This window comes from Roseibium sp. TrichSKD4 (genome assembly GCF_000148725.1).
In the GTDB taxonomy this organism is placed as follows: Bacteria; Pseudomonadota; Alphaproteobacteria; order Rhizobiales; family Stappiaceae; genus Roseibium.
Genome location: NZ_GL476320.1, coordinates 306348 through 322302, shown reverse-complemented (window position 1 = coordinate 322302; position 15955 = coordinate 306348). Strand labels below are relative to the sequence as shown.

Below are 15955 nucleotides of genomic sequence, written 5' to 3'. Positions count from 1 at the left end.
AACAGTTGCCCAAAGCCAGAAGGCCTTAGACGCGACGACGCTTGCGCGGACGGCAGCCGTTGTGCGGGATCGGCGTCACGTCACGGATGGACGTGATGAGGAAACCGGCAGCCTGAAGAGCGCGCAGCGCAGATTCACGACCTGAACCAGGACCACGAACTTCAACTTCGAGCGTACGCATGCCGTGATCAGCTGCTTTCTTTGCAGCGTCTTCAGCAGCAACCTGAGCTGCGTACGGAGTGGACTTACGAGAGCCCTTGAAGCCCAGAGCACCAGCGGATGACCAGGAAATCGCATTTCCCTGTGCATCAGTGATGGTGATCATGGTGTTGTTGAATGTAGAGTTCACATGCGCAACGCCGGAGGAAATGTTTTTCCGCTCGCGGCGACGGACGCGCGTTGTGTCTTTTGCCATTTGAATTCCTTACTTTGATCTCTTCACTGCCGTAGTGCCGGCAGCTCCACCGCCAATCGGGGCAAATTACTTCTTCTTACCTGCGATCGGCTTCGCCGGACCCTTACGGGTACGTGCGTTTGTGTGCGTCCGCTGACCACGAACCGGAAGGCCGCGGCGGTGACGCAGACCACGGTAGCAACCGAGGTCCATCAGACGCTTGATGTTCATGGCTGTGTCACGACGAAGGTCACCTTCCACGATGTAATCGCGGTCAATGGTTTCGCGGATAGACAGAACTTCAGCGTCGGAAAGCTCGTTCACGCGGCGAGCAGCGTCGATGTTGTTCTTTTCGACGATTTCCTGGGCGAATTTCGCGCCAATGCCGTGGATGTACTGAAGCGCAATGATGACGCGCTTGTTTGTCGGGATGTTAACGCCAGCAATACGTGCCACGCTGGTCTCCATTTCATGCAGCCCAAAGGCTGCGGCCATTGTTATACCCGCGTCCGGTGGAGTCCGGCCCTTGCGGATGATTATTTGCGGCCGTATTCAAGCACGCAAAACACCGTCCTCATGATTCACATGAGAGCGGCGCAAACCTTTTTAAGGATTGATGGCGTCGTTTACCGAAAGTCAAAGGTTTCGTCAAGACGAAAAAGCGCGCCAAATGGCGCGCTTTCCAGAGCTTCCACATAGCATCCTGTAGGGTCAGGCCGCCTGTGTTTTCTTAAGAACGGCATCAATGCTGCCTGCAACATCGTCGATGGATTGCATGCCATCAACAACGGTCAGCAAACCGGCCTTCTCGTAGTATGGAATAACCACAGCTGTGTCGCGGTTATAGGCCTCAAGACGGTCCTTGAAGACCTCTGGATCGTCGTCCTTACGGACCGGCTGACCAGCGGCCTTGGCTTCTTCTGCACGGTTGATGATCCGGTCGACCAGTTTTGTCTGATCAACGCGAAGCTCAACCACGGCATTAAGCTCAAGTCCATTGTCCTTGAGCATGTCCGCGAGAGCGTCTGCCTGGGCAATCGTCCGCGGGAACCCATCCAGAATGAAGCCGTTCTTGGCGTCTTCTTCGTTGATGCGGTCGCGGATGATGCCAACAACGATCTCGTCGGAAACGAGCCCACCGGCATCCATCACAGCCTTGGCCTGAAGACCGATTGGTGTCTCCGCTGCGACAGCAGCGCGCAACATGTCGCCGGTCGAAAGTTGCGGAATGTTGTAATTCGCAACCAAACGAGCTGCCTGAGTGCCTTTACCTGCACCCGGCGGTCCCACCAAAATCAGCCTCATTTACGCTTCCCCCTCAGTTTTGCTTTCTTCACCAGTCCCTCATACTGGTGCGCGAGCAGATGACCCTGGATCTGAGAAACGGTATCCATTGTCACACTGACGACGATCAGCAATGAGGTTCCACCGAAATAGAACGGTACGCCCGTCGCCGAAATGAGGAATTCGGGTAATAGACAGACGAGGGTTATGTATATGGCCCCAACGACGGTAACGCGAGTCAGCACATAGTCGATGTACTGCGCGGTACGCTCGCCCGGACGAATACCCGGAATGAAACCGCCATGTTTCTTCAGGTTATCAGCAGTGTCCGTCGGATTGAAGACGATCGCTGTGTAGAAGAAACAGAAGAAGATGATCATCACCGCATAGAAGACCATATAGAGCGGCTGGCCATGACCAAGCAGCGCTGTGATGGTCGTCAGCCACTCGTTGCCTCCACCTGAGTTGAAGCCCGAAATCGTAGCCGGGACCAACAGAAGCGATGACGCAAAGATCGGCGGAATAACACCAGCAGTGTTGAGCTTCAGCGGAAGGAATGAGGTGTTGCCCTCAAACATCCGGTTGCCCATCTGACGCTTCGGATACTGGATCAAAAGACGGCGCTGTGCGCGCTCCATGAACACGATAAACGCGATCACGACAACGGCCAGAATGATGATTCCGAGAATGATCCACGTTGCCAAGGCGCCCTGACGGCCAAGCTCAAGCGTCGAAACGACGGCTGTTGGAAGTCCGGCCACGATGCCTGCAAAGATGATCAGGGAAATACCGTTACCAATGCCGCGAGACGTGATCTGCTCACCGAGCCACATCAAGAACATCGTGCCACCTACAAGGGTGATCACTGTGGACGCCCGGAAGAACCAGCCCGGATCGGTCACGACATTCGCCGCACCTTCCAAACCAACGGCAATGCCGTAAGCTTGAAGCGCAGCCAGAACGACTGTTCCGTAGCGGGTGTACTGGTTGATGACTTTTCGGCCCTGCTCGCCGTCTTTTTTCATTTGCTCAAGCGTCGGAACAACCGTCGTCATCAGCTGCATGATAATCGAGGCGGAAATATAAGGCATAATGCCAAGCGCAAAAATGGCCATGCGCTCAACTGCGCCACCGGCAAACATGTTGAACATGCCGATGATGCCGGATTGCGCCTGGTTGAACGCTTGCCCGAATGCTTCCGGATTGATGCCGGGCAGCGGAATGTATGTGCCCAGTCGATAAACCAAAAGCGCCCCCAGTGTGAACCAGATGCGCTTTTTGAGTTCTTCAGCCTTGGCGAAAGCTGAGAAATTTAAATTTGACGCCAGTTGCTCGGCGGCGGATGCCATGCCCTACTCCGGTCAGTTACTTACCGACAAATGGGAAAAGCCCAGGCCTATTCGGCCTGAGCTCCCTGAACGACTACTTTGCCGCCCGCTTTTTCAACCGCTTCAATGGCAGCTTTGGAAGCGCCAGCGATTTCAAAGGTGACAGCTGCTTTCAGCTCGCCATCACTCAGCAGACGTACGCCGTCACGAACGCGCTTGACTACACCTGCAGCCTTGAGTGCTTCAACAGTGACTGCAGCTTTCGTATCAAGCTTGCCTGCGTCGATAGCCTGTTGAACGCGGCCCAAAGATACCACGTTGAAGTCCTTGGCAAAGATGTTGGTAAAACCACGCTTCGGCAGACGCCGGTGCAGTGGCATTTGACCGCCTTCAAAGCCCTTGATCGCTACGCCGGAACGGGACTTTTGACCCTTGACGCCACGACCGCCGGTTTTGCCCTTGCCAGAGCCGATACCGCGTCCAACGCGGGTCCGCTCTTTTACGGCACCGGGATTGTCCCGAAGTTCGTTGAGCTTCATTATACTATCTCCCGATCCCGCTTACGCGTTGTCTTCAACGACGCGAACGAGATGCTGGACCTTTCTGATCATGCCGCGCACTTCCGGTGTGTCCTTCAGTGTCGAGCGACGGTGCATCTTGTTCAGACCCAGACCGATGAGCGTTGCGCGCTGGTCTTGCGGACGGCGCAGCGGGCTCCCGATCTGTTCGACCGTTACGGTCTTTTCGGTGTTCGCCATGGAACTAACCCTCGTTCAAGTGGGCCCTGAGCCCGCCGAGATCAAGCCTCGGCGGCTGCAGGAGCTGCCTCATCGTTATTGTCCCGGCGGCGCGACTGGATCACAGAGACCTTCAGGCCACGACGAGCTGCGACGGAGCGCGGGCTGTCTTCCTTGGTCAATGCTGCAAAAGTTGCACGCACCATGTTGTAGGGGTTTGAAGTTCCCAGCGACTTGGCAACAACGTCCTGAACACCGAGTGTTTCAAAAACAGCACGCATCGGGCCACCGGCAATGATACCAGTACCAGGAGGTGCGGAACGCAGGATCACCTTGCCTGCACCGTGACGGCCTTCCACATCGTGGTGAAGGGTCCGGCCCTCACGAAGCGGTACGCGGATCATAGTGCGCTTGGCAGCTTCAGTTGCCTTGCGGATTGCTTCAGGCACTTCACGTGCCTTGCCGTGTCCAAAGCCAACGCGGCCCTTTTGATCACCTACGACCACCAGAGCGGCAAAGCCGAAACGACGGCCACCCTTGACCACCTTGGCAACGCGGTTGATGTGGACCAGCTTGTCGACGAATTCGCTGTCGCGCTCGTCGCGCTCGCGATTGTCTTGTCTCGCCATGTTATAAGTCTTCCGTTCTTAAGAGCGCCAACGGGCGCTGGTCAGAAATCAAGTCCACCTTCGCGGGCCGCATCTGCAAGCGCTTTAACACGCCCGTGATACTGGTACCCACCCCGGTCGAACACGACCTGCTTGATGCCAGCGGCAGAAGCGCGCTCGGCGACAAGCTTGCCGACGGCTGCAGCAGCAGCGGTGTCGGCGCCCGTTTTCAGGTTGCCCTTGACATCCTTCTCGATGGTCGAAGCCGAAACGAGAGTATGTCCTTTCGCATCGTCGATGATCTGGGCGTAGATCTGCTTCGACGAGCGGAATACCGAAAGACGCGGGCGGTCGCCGGCTGTCTTTCTGATGGAACGGCGCACGCGATCGCGGCGGCGTTCGAAAGCATTTTTGCTGTTCGCCATGATCCTGCTCCGTTACTTCTTCTTGCCTTCTTTGCGGACGATGAATTCGCCAGCGTAGCGTACACCCTTGCCCTTATAAGGCTCAGGTGGACGGAATTCGCGGATTTCCGCTGCAACCTGACCGACAGTTTGCTTGTCGATCCCCGAAACAACAATCTCGGTCGGCTTCGGACATTTTACTTCGATCCCTTCCGGAACGTCGTAAATAACGTCATGCGAGAAACCCAGCGCAAGCTGAAGGTTCTTGCCCTGCATTTGGGCACGGTAACCGACACCTGTCATCTCCAGCTTCTTCTCAAAGCCTTCGCTAACACCAGTGACGATGTTCTGGACCATGGTCCGGCTCATACCCCAAAGGGAACGTGCCGTCTTGGAGTTACCACGTGGATCAACCTTGATCCCGTCGTCCGTCATTTCGGCCAGCACCTGATCGTTGAGCACGAAGGAGAGTTCCCCCTTCGGGCCCTTGACCGCAATGGTCTGACCGTTGATCGTTGCCGTTACCCCGCTTGGCACGGGGACTGGCTTTTTGCCAATACGAGACATCTGACCAACCTTGTCGTTGTCTTAAAGACGAGTCTACCGCATCAGAAGACGCGGCAGAGAACCTCGCCACCTACATTTTCATCGCGCGCTTGGTGGTCACTCATGACACCGCGTGGAGTCGACAGAATCGACACACCCAGGCCATTAGAGACGTGCGGGATGTTCTTTACCGAAGAGTACACGCGACGACCCGGCTTTGAGACCCGCTCAATCGTGCGGATAACCGGCTCACCGTCGAAATACTTCAGTTCGATTTCCAACTCGGACTTACCGCCCTCGTAGTCAACCGTGGTGAAGCCACGGATGTATCCTTCTTTTACGAGCACTTCAAGTACGTGTGCGCGTAATTTGGAATTTGGTGAACTAACCTTGCCCTTGCGACGCAGTTGCGCGTTGCGGATCCGGGTCAGCATATCCCCCAACGGATCAGAAATTGCCATGGGAGTTTCTCCTTACCAGCTCGACTTGACCAGGCCGGGGATCTTACCCAGGGAGCCCAGTTCACGAAGCGCAATACGCGACATCTTCAGCTTGCGGTAGAAACCGCGCGGACGACCGGAGACTTCGCAACGGTTGCGAACTCGGTTCGGTGCGGAATTCCGCGGTAGTTTTGCAAGCTTGAGGCGTGCATTGAACCGCTCTTCCAGACTCAGGCTTTCGTCTTTGGCCTGTGCCTTCAGAGTGGCGCGCTTCTCAGCGTATTTCTTGACGAGCTTCTTACGACGCTCATTCTTTTCGACCGCGCTCTTCTTCGCCATCGTCGTTCCCTTCCTTGCCCGTTACTTCGTGAACGGGAAGTTGAACGCGCGGAGCAATTCGCGCGCTTCGTCGTCGTTTGCAGCGGTGGTGCAGACAATCACGTCCATGCCCCAGATCTGGTCGACCTTGTCGTACTCGATCTCTGGAAACACGATGTGTTCCTTGATGCCCATCGCATAGTTGCCGCGACCGTCGAAGCTCTTCGGGTTCAGACCCCGGAAGTCACGAACGCGCGGAAGCGCGATGGTGATCAAACGGTCCATGAATTCAAACATCTGCTGGCGGCGCAGGGTCACCTTGGAACCAAGCGGCATGCCTTCACGAACCTTAAAGGTCGCGATGGATTTCTTTGCCTTGGTTACAACCGGCTTCTGACCAGCAATCAGGGCAAGATCGGCAGCCGCAGTACGGGCCTTCTTGGAATCCCCAACGGCTTCACCAACGCCGATGTTCAAAACGATCTTGTTCAACTTAGGAACCATCATCGGGTTCTTGTAGTCGAACTTTTCCTGAAGTTGCTTGCGAACAACTTCTTCGTAATGCGTCTTAAGACGCGGTACGTAGGTCTCAGCCATCGATCAGGTCTCCCGAACGCTTGGCCACACGGACCTTGGAGCCGTCTTCCTTGACCTGGAAGCCAACACGAGTTGCTTTCCCGTCTTTCGGATCAGCAACCGACAGGTTGGACAGGTGGATCGGAGCTTCCTTGGAAACGATCCCGCCTTCCTGGGTCTGGGTCTGCTTCTGGTGGCGGCGAACGAGGTTCACGCCACGGACAAGCGCCTTGTTATCGGCAGGCAGCAGCTGGATGACTTCGCCGGACTTGCCCTTGTCACGTCCGGTGAGTACTACAACTGTGTCGCCTTTTTTAATTTTCGCAGCCATCAGAGCACCTCCGGCGCGAGTGAAATGATTTTCATGTGGTTCTTTGCACGGAGTTCGCGCGGCACTGGCCCGAAGATACGGGTGCCGACTGGCTCCTTGTTGTTGTTGACCAGCACGGCCGCATTGCGGTCGAACCGGATCACGCTGCCATCGGGACGGCGGATATCCTTTGCCGTGCGCACGACAACAGCCTTCATCACATCGCCCTTTTTAACGCGGCCTCGCGGGATTGCCTCTTTCACGGAGACGACGATGATGTCGCCTACCTGGGCATATTTCCGCTTGGAGCCGCCGAGCACTTTGATGCACATGACACGACGAGCGCCGGAGTTGTCGGCGACGTCGAGGTTTGTTTGCATCTGAATCATGACTGGCTGCCTTGTTCTTCTATCGGCGCACCTGCCACGGGCGCCTGATGCTCACCTAGTGGGCTGTGGTCAGCTTGCGACCACAGTCCAACGTTTGTTTTTCGAAATCGGCGCACATTCTTCGATTTGTACAGAATCGCCGATTTTATGTGTGTTTGCTTCGTCGTGTGCCCGATACTTCTTGGACCGACGAACGGTCTTTTTCAGAAGCGGATGGGTGAAACGACGTTCAACCTTGACGGTAACCGTCTTGTCGTTTGCGTCGCCGACAACGGTGCCCTGCAGAATACGCTTTGGCATTGCCGTCTCCTTACGCGCTAGCCGCCACGCGCTTTTCGCGCATGATCGTTTCGATCCGGGCGATGTCGCGGCGGATTTGCCGGACGCGCCCAGTGTTTTCAAGCTGACCCGTGGCCTTCTGAAAGCGCAGGTTGAACTGCTCTTTCTTCAGACCCTCAAGCTCAGTGCGGAGCTCGTCGAGGGTTTTAGCCCTTACATCACTCGCCTTCATGGCCTTGACTCCTTGACTGCCTTAGTCGGCGATCCGCTGGACGAACCGGCACTTGATCGGCAGTTTGGCGGCAGCAAGACGCATAGCTTCGCGAGCAACGTCTTCCGGCACACCGTCGATTTCGAACATGATCCGGCCCGGCTTGACTCGGCAAGCCCAGTAGTCCGGAGAACCCTTACCTTTACCCATGCGGACTTCAGCCGGCTTTGAAGAAACCGGGAGGTCCGGGAAGATCCGGATCCATACGCGACCCGCACGCTTCATATGGCGGGTCATGGCACGGCGGGCCGCTTCGATCTGACGCGCGGTAACGCGCTCTGGCTCAACAGCCTTCAGACCGAAAGCGCCGAAGTTGAGGTCTGTGCCTCCCTTCGACAAACCGTGGATGCGGCCCTTGTGCTGCTTGCGGAACTTTGTGCGCTTCGGTTGCAGCATCGCTCTTCTCTCGTCTTTCGTGTTTAACGAGCGGCAGGCAGCTTAAATTAAGCTGCGCGCTCGCGGCCCCGATCCCGGCGTCCGCCGCGATCACCCTGGTTATTATCCGAGCCCTGGGTCGCGCGGCGTTCAGACGCCATCGGATCGTGCTCGAGAATTTCACCCTTGAAGATCCAGACCTTCACACCGCACACGCCGTAAGCCGTGTGAGCGGATGCAACACCGTAATCGATGTCAGCGCGAAGTGTGTGGAGCGGCACGCGACCTTCACGGTACCATTCGATACGCGCGATTTCCGCGCCACCGAGACGGCCACCACAGGTGATCTTGATGCCTTGTGCGCCAAGACGCATAGCCGACTGAACGGACCGCTTCATGGCACGACGGAATGCAACACGGCGTTCCAGCTGCTGGGCGATCGAAGCCGCAACGAGAGTTGCGTCAACTTCAGGCTTGCGCACTTCAACGATGTTGATGTGCACTTCGGACTTGGTGATGTCAGCGATCTTCTTGCGAAGACGCTCGATGTCAGCACCCTTTTTGCCGATCACAACACCCGGGCGACCGGAGTGAATGGTGACACGAGCTTTTTTGTGCGGACGTTCGATGACGATTTTGGAAACAGCTGCCTGCTTCAGTTCGTTCATCAGGAATTCGCGGATCCGGAAATCTTCGTGGAGAAGACCGCCATATTCACCCTTCGGTGCGAACCAGCGAGAATCCCAGGTACGGTTAATCCCGAGGCGCATGCCGATCGGGTTTACTTTATGTCCCATCAGGCACTCTCCTCGACTTCACGGACGACGATGGTCAAGTTCGAGAAAGGCTTCTCGATCCGGCCAACGCGACCACGTGCACGAGCCTGGAAACGCTTGATGACAAATGCCTTGCCAACATGAGCTTCGGCAACCATCAGGTTGTCGATGTCCAGGTCGTGGTTGTTTTCCGCATTCGCAATCGCGGACATCAAGGTTTTCTTGACGTCTTGCGCAATACGCTTGCGAGAGAAGGTCAGATCGGCAATCGCGCTGCCAACCTTTTTACCGCGGATCGAAGCCGCAACGAGATTCAGCTTGCGCGGAGATACGCGCAGCATGCGGGTCATTGCCCGGGCCTCGTTGTCAGCGAGCGTCCGCTCACGCTTCGGCTTGCCCATCGTTACTTCCTCTTAGCCTTTTTGTCGGCGCCGTGTCCGTAGTAGGTACGAGACGGAGAAAATTCACCGAACTTGTGACCAATCATTTCTTCAGACACCAGTACCGGGACATGCTTTTGGCCGTTGTAAACGCCAAATGTCAGTCCAACAAACTGAGGCAAGATCGTTGAGCGGCGGCTCCAGGTCTTGATGACCTCGTTGCGGCCGGACTCGCGAACCTTGTCCGCTTTTTTCAGAAGGTAACCGTCTACAAACGGACCTTTCCAGACAGAACGTGCCACGATCTTGCCCTTTACTTCTTACGCGCGTGGCGGCTGCGGACGATATATTTATCAGTCTGCTTGTTACGCCGTGTGCGCTTGCCTTTTGTCGGTTTACCCCAAGGAGTAACCGGATGACGGCCGCCGGAGGTACGTCCCTCACCACCACCGTGTGGGTGGTCGATCGGGTTCATAGCAACACCGCGGGTGTGCGGGCGAATGCCCAACCAACGGGAGCGACCCGCCTTGCCGAGATTGATGTTGGAGTGATCCGGGTTGGACACGGCACCAACTGTTGCCATGCATGTTCCCAGAACCCGGCGCTGTTCACCGGACATCAGACGCAGGGTTGTGTAACCCTGGTCACGGCCAACGACCTGAACGAATGCACCAGCGGAGCGAGCGATCTGAGCGCCCTTGCCTGGCTTCATTTCGATGTTGTGCACGATTGTGCCAACCGGAATGGAAGCAAGCGGCATAGCGTTGCCCGGCTTAACGTCAACTGACTGACCGGAGATAACCTTGTCTCCAGCTGCCAGACGCTGCGGCGCCAGGATGTAGCTCAGCTCACCATCTTCATAGCGGATCAACGCGATGAAGGCTGTGCGGTTCGGGTCATATTCCAGACGCTCTACAGTTGCCGGCACGTCGAACTTACGACGCTTGAAATCTACCAGACGATAAGAACGCTTATGACCACCACCCCGATTTCGTGATGTCAGGCGGCCAGTGTTGTTACGGCCTCCTTTTTTGGATAGACCTTCGGTCAAAGTCTTGACCGGCTTGCCCTTATGGAGGTCGGACCGATCAACTTGAACCAGTTGGCGGCGGCCCGGCGACGTGGGATTGAATGTCTTAAGTGCCATTTTCTTCTGTCCCCCGCCTTAAAGCCCGGTGGTCACGTCGATGGCTTGCCCTTCGGCGAGCGTCACGACGGCCTTTTTGAAGTCGGACTGACGGCCAAGACGACCGCGGAACCGCTTCACCTTGCCCTTGCGGACCAGAGTGTTTACGGCCGTGACCTTGACACCGAACAACGCTTCAACAGCAGCCTTGATTTCAGGCTTGGTCGCGTCGTTGGCTACCTTGAAGACAACCTTGTTCTCTTCAGAAGCCAAGGTCGCCTTTTCGGTGATCACCGGGCCGACGATTTTGTCGTAGTGAGGAAGGTTGCTCATTTAAAGCGCTCCTCAAGTGCGGACACCGCTGCTTTGGTCAACACAAGTGTGTTGGCCTGCATGATGTCGTAAACGTTGATGCCCTGAACCGGCAGAACGTCCACATGCGGGATGTTCCGTGAAGCAAGAGCAAAGTTGGCATCAACCTCAGCGCCATCGATGATGAGCGCGCTGGTCAGGCCAGCTTTCGCAAGCTGCTCCTTCAGAGCCTTTGTCTTTGCTTCAGCTGCCTTGGCATCCTCAACAACGATCAGGCTGTCGGCTTTCGCCTTTGCAGACAAAACGTGCTTCAGACCGAGCACACGTACCTTCTTGGGAAGATCGTGGCTGTGATCGCGAACGATCGGGCCGAAAGCCTTACCGCCGCCGCGGAATTGCGGAGCCTTGCGGTTGCCGTGACGAGCGCCACCGGAGCCTTTCTGGCGAACGAATTTCTTCGTTGTGCCAGTAACTTCGGAACGCTGAAGCGTCTTGTGGGTACCGGCCTGGCGCTTGGCGAGCTGCCAACGCACCACACGGTGGATCAGATCGGTGCGCGGCTCGAGACCAAAGATCTCATCCGACACCGTGATCGAACCGGCCGCCCCGCCTTCCAGGGTCTTGACCTGAAGTTCCATCACTCACTCTCCTTCCCGGCTGCTTCAGCACCAGCTGCAGCGGCTTCAGGCGCACGGAACGCACCCGGTGTTGGCACACCTTCAGGGAGCGCCTTCTTGATCGCGTCGCGGACCAGAATCCAGCCACCCTTGGTGCCCGGAACGGAACCTTCAACCATGATCAAGCCACGCTCAACATCCGTACGCACAACTTTCAAGTTCTGCGTGGTCACGCGGGCATCACCCATATGACCGGCCATTTTCTTGCCCTTGAAGACGCGGCCCGGATCCTGACACTGACCGGTCGAACCGTGTGAACGGTGCGAGATCGAGTTACCGTGAGAGGCGCGGCCACCACCGAAGTTGTGACGCTTCATAACACCGGCAAAACCCTTACCGATCGAAGTGCCTGTGACGTCGACGAACTGACCTTCGACGTAGTGGTCAGCGGTGATTTCCGCGCCAACGTCGATCATGTTGTCGGCCGACACGCGGAACTCGGCGAGTTTGCGCTTGGGCTCCACCTTGGCAACAGCGTAGTGACCACGCATCGCCTTAGGCGTATTCCTTACTTTTGCCAGACCGACGCCGACTTGCAGCGCAGTGTAGCCGTTCTTTTCTTCAGTCCGGTGGGCAACCACCTGACACTTTTCCAGCCGCAGAACTGTGACCGGAACATTTGCACCCGCATCATTATAGATACGAGTCATGCCCACCTTCTGAGCGATCACTCCAGAACGCATTGACGTGTCCCCTTCGATCCGCCTCAGAGCTTGATCTCGACGTCCACACCAGCGGCCAGATCGAGCTTCATAAGAGCGTCAACCGTCTGCGGTGTCGGATCAACGATGTCGAGCAAGCGCTTGTGTGTACGCATCTCGAACTGATCGCGGCTTTTCTTATCGATATGCGGTCCGCGAAGTACTGTGTACTTCTCGATCCGCGTCGGCAGTGGTACGGGACCCCGTACCTGTGCACCGGTCCGCTTGGCCGTGTTCACGATCTCCTTGGTGGAGGCGTCGAGAATACGGTGGTCAAATGCCTTAAGTCGGATCCGGATATTCTGACCGTTCATTTCAGATTTCCCGAGGTAATCGGCGGGCCCGCCGCCTTAGTTTCAATTAAACCGGAGCAGGCCCTACCGGCGATTATTCAGTGATGGAAGCGACGACGCCAGCGCCGACGGTCCGGCCACCTTCGCGGATCGCGAAGCGCAGACCATCTTCCATGGCGATCGGAACGATCAGCTCAACGTCAACAGAGACGTTGTCGCCCGGCATCACCATTTCAGTGCCTTCCGGAAGAGACACAACACCGGTCACGTCAGTCGTACGGAAGTAGAACTGAGGACGGTAGTTGGTGAAGAACGGCGTATGACGGCCACCCTCTTCCTTCGTAAGGATGTAAGCCTCAGCCTTGAACTTCGTGTGCGGGGTAACAGAACCCGGCTTACAAAGTACCTGGCCACGCTCAACTTCTTCGCGAGCAACGCCGCGGATCAGTGCGCCGATGTTGTCGCCTGCTTCACCGCTATCAAGCAGCTTGCGGAACATTTCAACGCCGGTAACTGTGGTCTTCGCGGTGTCCTTGATGCCGACGATCTCGACTTCTTCACCAACGTTGATCACACCGCGCTCAACACGACCGGTCACAACAGTTCCACGACCAGAGATCGAGAACACGTCTTCGATCGGCATCAGGAACGGCTGATCCTTCGGACGCTCAGGGGTCGGGATGTATTCGTCAACCTGAGACATCAGCTCACGGATCGCACCACGGCCGATTGCTTCGTCGCGGTTCTCAACTGCTGCAAGTGCAGAACCCTTGACGATCGGAATGTCGTCGCCCGGGAACTCGTAAGAAGACAGAAGCTCACGGATTTCCATTTCGACGAGCTCGAGAAGCTCTTCGTCGTCGACCTGGTCAACCTTGTTCATGAACACGACAAGTGCCGGTACACCAACCTGACGCGCAAGCAGGATGTGCTCACGGGTCTGCGGCATTGGGCCATCTGCTGCAGAACATACCAGGATAGCGCCATCCATCTGCGCTGCACCGGTGATCATGTTCTTCACGTAGTCGGCGTGGCCCGGGCAGTCAACGTGAGCGTAGTGACGGTTTTCCGTCTCATACTCAACGTGTGCCGTGGAAATCGTAATGCCGCGTGCACGCTCTTCAGGAGCACCGTCAATTTCGTCGTAAGCCTTAGCTTCTGCACCACCTGCCTCAGCAAGTGTCATCGTGATTGCTGCAGTCAGCGTAGTCTTACCGTGGTCAACGTGGCCGATCGTGCCAATGTTGACGTGAGGCTTATTGCGCTCAAATTTTTCCTTCGCCATCGGATTACTCCGTTTCTCTAATTCTTTTTTGACTTTGAGAGGTGGATCAGGCGTATTTCGCCTGAACCTCTTCGGCGACTGCCTGTGGAACCTGCGCGTAATGGTCAAAGACCATGGAATATTGCGCACGACCCTGGGACATGGACCGCAGATTGTTTACGTAACCGAACATGTTGGCCAGCGGGACCATACCGGTGATCACCGTTACGATGCCGCGGTTTTCGGTACCGGCGATTTGACCACGACGGGAGTTCAGATCCCCGATCACGTCGCCCATGTACTCTTCAGGTGTGACCACCTCAACCTTCATGACCGGCTCAAGAAGCTTCGGCGCTGCCTTGGCAATACCTTCGCGGAAACCTGCGCGACCTGCGATTTCGAAGGCCATAACGGAGGAGTCAACGTCGTGGTATGCACCGTCGGTCAGGGTTGCCTTGATGTCGAGCATCGGGAAGCCTGCCAGCGGTCCAGAGGACATAACGCTTTCGATACCCTTGCTCACACCCGGGATGTATTCCTTCGGCACCGAACCACCAACAATGGTGCTTTCGAAGACGAAACCTTCGTTCGGCTCAGCCGGCTCAATAGTGAGCTTGACGCGAGCGAACTGGCCAGAACCACCGGACTGCTTCTTGTGGGTGTAGTCCACATCTGCTGCACGTGTAATGGTTTCACGATAGGCAACCTGCGGAGCACCGATATTCGCCTCAACCTTGAATTCGCGCTTCATTCGGTCAACGAGGATATCGAGGTGAAGTTCGCCCATGCCGGCGATGATTGTCTGACCGGATTCATCGTCAGACTTCACACGGAAAGACGGATCTTCAGCAGCCAGACGGTTCAGGGCGATGCCCATCTTTTCTTGGTCAGCCTTGGTCTTCGGCTCAATCGCGATCTCGATGACCGGCTCTGGGAATTCCATACGCTCAAGGATAACCGGCTTCAGCGGGTCACACAGTGTGTCACCTGTCGTGGTGTCCTTGAGGCCCGCGATCGCAACAATGTCACCAGCGTAGGCAACGTCGATGTCTTCACGGGAGTTTGAGTGCATCTGCATCATGCGCCCGACGCGCTCACGCTTTTCCTTCACAGTGTTGAGCAGGGATACACCCTTGTTCAAAACACCAGAGTAGATGCGGCAGAACGTCAGCGAGCCAACGAACGGATCGTTTGCAATCTTGAACGCGAGAATGCTGAGCGGCTCTTCATCAGAAGATGTACGAACTGCTTCGCCTTCGGTCTTCGGATCGATGCCCTTAATGGCAGGAACTTCGACCGGGCTCGGCAGGTAGTCAACAACTGCGTCGAGCAGCGGCTGAACACCCTTGTTCTTGAATGCAGAACCACAGAAAACTGGTACGAAGTCACCGTTGATAGTGCCCTTGCGGATCAGTTCTTTCAGCTTCTCCATGGAGGGCTCTTCACCTTCAAGGTAGGCTTCCATGGCCGCTTCGTCGATCTCGACTGCAGTCTCGATCAGAGCGTCGCGAGCTTCTTGAGCACGGTCTGCAAGTTCAGCCGGAATTTCAAGCTCATCCCAAGCCGCACCGAGATTTTCGGACTGCCAGATGAGCGCCTTCATCTTCAGCAGGTCAACGCAACCTGCGAATTCGTTCTCAGCACCAACGTTGAGCTGCATGACCAGCGGAGTTGCGCCGAGGCGATCACGGATCATCTCAACACAGCGATCGAAATCGGCGCCGAGCTTATCCATTTTGTTGACGAAGATCATCCGCGGGACGTTGTACTTGTCGGCCTGACGCCAAACTGTCTCGGTCTGCGGCTCAACACCAGCGTTGGCGTCGAGAAGTGCAACTGCACCGTCAAGAACACGCAAGGACCGCTCAACTTCAATGGTGAAGTCAACGTGACCTGGAGTGTCGATGATGTTCAGGCGCTTTTCGTTCCAGAATGCAGTAGTTGCAGCGGACGTGATCGTAATGCCACGCTCCTGCTCCTGCTCCATCCAGTCCATGGTGGCAGCGCCATCATGCACTTCGCCGATCTTGTGGCTTTTGCCGGTGTAATAGAGGATCCGCTCGGTCGTAGTCGTCTTACCAGCATCGATGTGAGCCATGATGCCGAAGTTGCGGTAGTCCTCGATTTTATGCGTGCGGGACATTGCGTCAGCCCTTCGAAGTCCAGA

27 protein-coding genes are annotated in these 15955 nt (G+C 56.3%); all 27 read right to left on the bottom strand.

Going from position 1 to position 15955, the window contains the following annotated elements; genetic code table 11:
- Positions 1-25: 25 nt before the first annotated feature.
- Positions 26-415 carry a 30S ribosomal protein S11 gene (gene rpsK, locus TRICHSKD4_RS22220; protein ID WP_009469227.1) on the bottom strand — a complete coding sequence of 130 codons (390 nt, stop codon included), beginning with the start codon at positions 413-415 and terminating at the stop codon, positions 26-28.
- Between the two features lie 66 nt (positions 416-481).
- Positions 482-850 (bottom strand): 30S ribosomal protein S13, encoded by a 369-nt coding sequence (gene rpsM / locus TRICHSKD4_RS22215; RefSeq protein ID WP_009469226.1) that lies wholly within the window; start codon positions 848-850, stop codon positions 482-484.
- Between the two features lie 255 nt (positions 851-1105).
- A complete protein-coding gene (locus TRICHSKD4_RS22210) occupies positions 1106-1699 on the bottom strand; it encodes an adenylate kinase (RefSeq protein WP_009469224.1) in 594 nt (197 codons plus the stop codon).
- The gene (gene secY, locus TRICHSKD4_RS22205; RefSeq protein ID WP_009469223.1) at positions 1696-3027 is read right to left on the bottom strand and encodes a preprotein translocase subunit SecY; all 1332 of its coding nucleotides are present in this window, start codon (positions 3025-3027) and stop codon (positions 1696-1698) included. Before secY ends, TRICHSKD4_RS22210 begins: the two co-directional genes overlap by 4 nt.
- 47 nt (positions 3028-3074) lie before the next feature.
- Positions 3075-3545, bottom strand: coding sequence for a 50S ribosomal protein L15 (gene rplO, locus TRICHSKD4_RS22200; RefSeq protein WP_009469222.1), 471 nt, complete (start codon positions 3543-3545; stop codon positions 3075-3077).
- A gap of 21 nt (positions 3546-3566) precedes the next feature.
- Positions 3567-3764, bottom strand: coding sequence for a 50S ribosomal protein L30 (rpmD, locus tag TRICHSKD4_RS22195; RefSeq protein WP_009469221.1), 198 nt, complete (start codon positions 3762-3764; stop codon positions 3567-3569).
- Positions 3765-3805: 41 nt separating this feature from the next.
- Positions 3806-4372 (bottom strand): 30S ribosomal protein S5, encoded by a 567-nt coding sequence (gene rpsE / locus TRICHSKD4_RS22190; protein WP_009469220.1) that lies wholly within the window; start codon positions 4370-4372, stop codon positions 3806-3808.
- Between the two features lie 41 nt (positions 4373-4413).
- Positions 4414-4776 (bottom strand): 50S ribosomal protein L18, encoded by a 363-nt coding sequence (rplR, locus tag TRICHSKD4_RS22185; protein ID WP_009469219.1) that lies wholly within the window; start codon positions 4774-4776, stop codon positions 4414-4416.
- A 12-nt stretch (positions 4777-4788) separates the two neighbouring features.
- Positions 4789-5322, bottom strand: a complete 534-nt coding sequence (gene rplF / locus TRICHSKD4_RS22180; protein ID WP_009469218.1) for a 50S ribosomal protein L6 — start codon at positions 5320-5322, stop codon at positions 4789-4791.
- Between the two features lie 41 nt (positions 5323-5363).
- Positions 5364-5762 carry a 30S ribosomal protein S8 gene (rpsH, locus tag TRICHSKD4_RS22175; protein ID WP_009469217.1) on the bottom strand — a complete coding sequence of 133 codons (399 nt, stop codon included), beginning with the start codon at positions 5760-5762 and terminating at the stop codon, positions 5364-5366.
- A 12-nt stretch (positions 5763-5774) separates the two neighbouring features.
- Positions 5775-6080 carry a 30S ribosomal protein S14 gene (rpsN, locus tag TRICHSKD4_RS22170; protein ID WP_009469216.1) on the bottom strand — a complete coding sequence of 102 codons (306 nt, stop codon included), beginning with the start codon at positions 6078-6080 and terminating at the stop codon, positions 5775-5777.
- A gap of 21 nt (positions 6081-6101) precedes the next feature.
- Positions 6102-6656, bottom strand: a complete 555-nt coding sequence (gene rplE / locus TRICHSKD4_RS22165) for a 50S ribosomal protein L5 (protein WP_009469215.1) — start codon at positions 6654-6656, stop codon at positions 6102-6104.
- Positions 6649-6966 carry a 50S ribosomal protein L24 gene (rplX, locus tag TRICHSKD4_RS22160; protein ID WP_009469214.1) on the bottom strand — a complete coding sequence of 106 codons (318 nt, stop codon included), beginning with the start codon at positions 6964-6966 and terminating at the stop codon, positions 6649-6651. Before rplX ends, rplE begins: the two co-directional genes overlap by 8 nt.
- Positions 6966-7334 carry a 50S ribosomal protein L14 gene (rplN, locus tag TRICHSKD4_RS22155; protein ID WP_008191626.1) on the bottom strand — a complete coding sequence of 123 codons (369 nt, stop codon included), beginning with the start codon at positions 7332-7334 and terminating at the stop codon, positions 6966-6968. The genes rplX and rplN overlap by 1 nt, the downstream gene beginning before the upstream one ends.
- Before the next feature lie 69 nt (positions 7335-7403).
- Positions 7404-7634, bottom strand: coding sequence for a 30S ribosomal protein S17 (rpsQ, locus tag TRICHSKD4_RS22150; protein ID WP_009469213.1), 231 nt, complete (start codon positions 7632-7634; stop codon positions 7404-7406).
- Between the two features lie 10 nt (positions 7635-7644).
- Positions 7645-7845 carry a 50S ribosomal protein L29 gene (rpmC, locus tag TRICHSKD4_RS22145; RefSeq protein WP_009469212.1) on the bottom strand — a complete coding sequence of 67 codons (201 nt, stop codon included), beginning with the start codon at positions 7843-7845 and terminating at the stop codon, positions 7645-7647.
- A 21-nt stretch (positions 7846-7866) separates the two neighbouring features.
- Positions 7867-8280, bottom strand: a complete 414-nt coding sequence (rplP, locus tag TRICHSKD4_RS22140; RefSeq protein WP_009469211.1) for a 50S ribosomal protein L16 — start codon at positions 8278-8280, stop codon at positions 7867-7869.
- 47 nt (positions 8281-8327) lie between these two features.
- Positions 8328-9056, bottom strand: a complete 729-nt coding sequence (rpsC, locus tag TRICHSKD4_RS22135) for a 30S ribosomal protein S3 (protein ID WP_009469210.1) — start codon at positions 9054-9056, stop codon at positions 8328-8330.
- Positions 9056-9436 (bottom strand): 50S ribosomal protein L22, encoded by a 381-nt coding sequence (gene rplV / locus TRICHSKD4_RS22130; RefSeq protein ID WP_009469209.1) that lies wholly within the window; start codon positions 9434-9436, stop codon positions 9056-9058. The genes rpsC and rplV overlap by 1 nt, the downstream gene beginning before the upstream one ends.
- A gap of 2 nt (positions 9437-9438) precedes the next feature.
- Positions 9439-9717 (bottom strand): 30S ribosomal protein S19, encoded by a 279-nt coding sequence (gene rpsS, locus TRICHSKD4_RS22125; RefSeq protein ID WP_009469208.1) that lies wholly within the window; start codon positions 9715-9717, stop codon positions 9439-9441.
- Between the two features lie 11 nt (positions 9718-9728).
- Positions 9729-10562 (bottom strand): 50S ribosomal protein L2, encoded by an 834-nt coding sequence (gene rplB / locus TRICHSKD4_RS22120; protein ID WP_009469207.1) that lies wholly within the window; start codon positions 10560-10562, stop codon positions 9729-9731.
- Between the two features lie 18 nt (positions 10563-10580).
- Positions 10581-10874, bottom strand: a complete 294-nt coding sequence (locus tag TRICHSKD4_RS22115; protein ID WP_009469206.1) for a 50S ribosomal protein L23 — start codon at positions 10872-10874, stop codon at positions 10581-10583.
- Complete coding sequence (gene rplD, locus TRICHSKD4_RS22110; protein WP_009469205.1) at positions 10871-11491, bottom strand: 50S ribosomal protein L4; 621 nt, start codon at positions 11489-11491, stop codon at positions 10871-10873. Before rplD ends, TRICHSKD4_RS22115 begins: the two co-directional genes overlap by 4 nt.
- Complete coding sequence (gene rplC / locus TRICHSKD4_RS22105) at positions 11491-12213, bottom strand: 50S ribosomal protein L3 (protein WP_009469204.1); 723 nt, start codon at positions 12211-12213, stop codon at positions 11491-11493. The genes rplD and rplC overlap by 1 nt, the downstream gene beginning before the upstream one ends.
- Before the next feature lie 23 nt (positions 12214-12236).
- Entirely contained in the window at positions 12237-12545 is a 309-nt protein-coding gene (gene rpsJ, locus TRICHSKD4_RS22100) for a 30S ribosomal protein S10 (RefSeq protein ID WP_006936455.1), read from the bottom strand.
- Positions 12546-12618: 73 nt separating this feature from the next.
- Positions 12619-13809, bottom strand: a complete 1191-nt coding sequence (gene tuf / locus TRICHSKD4_RS22095) for an elongation factor Tu (RefSeq protein ID WP_009469188.1) — start codon at positions 13807-13809, stop codon at positions 12619-12621.
- 46 nt (positions 13810-13855) lie between these two features.
- A complete protein-coding gene (gene fusA / locus TRICHSKD4_RS22090; protein WP_009469203.1) occupies positions 13856-15931 on the bottom strand; it encodes an elongation factor G in 2076 nt (691 codons plus the stop codon).
- Positions 15932-15955: the final 24 nt, after the last annotated feature.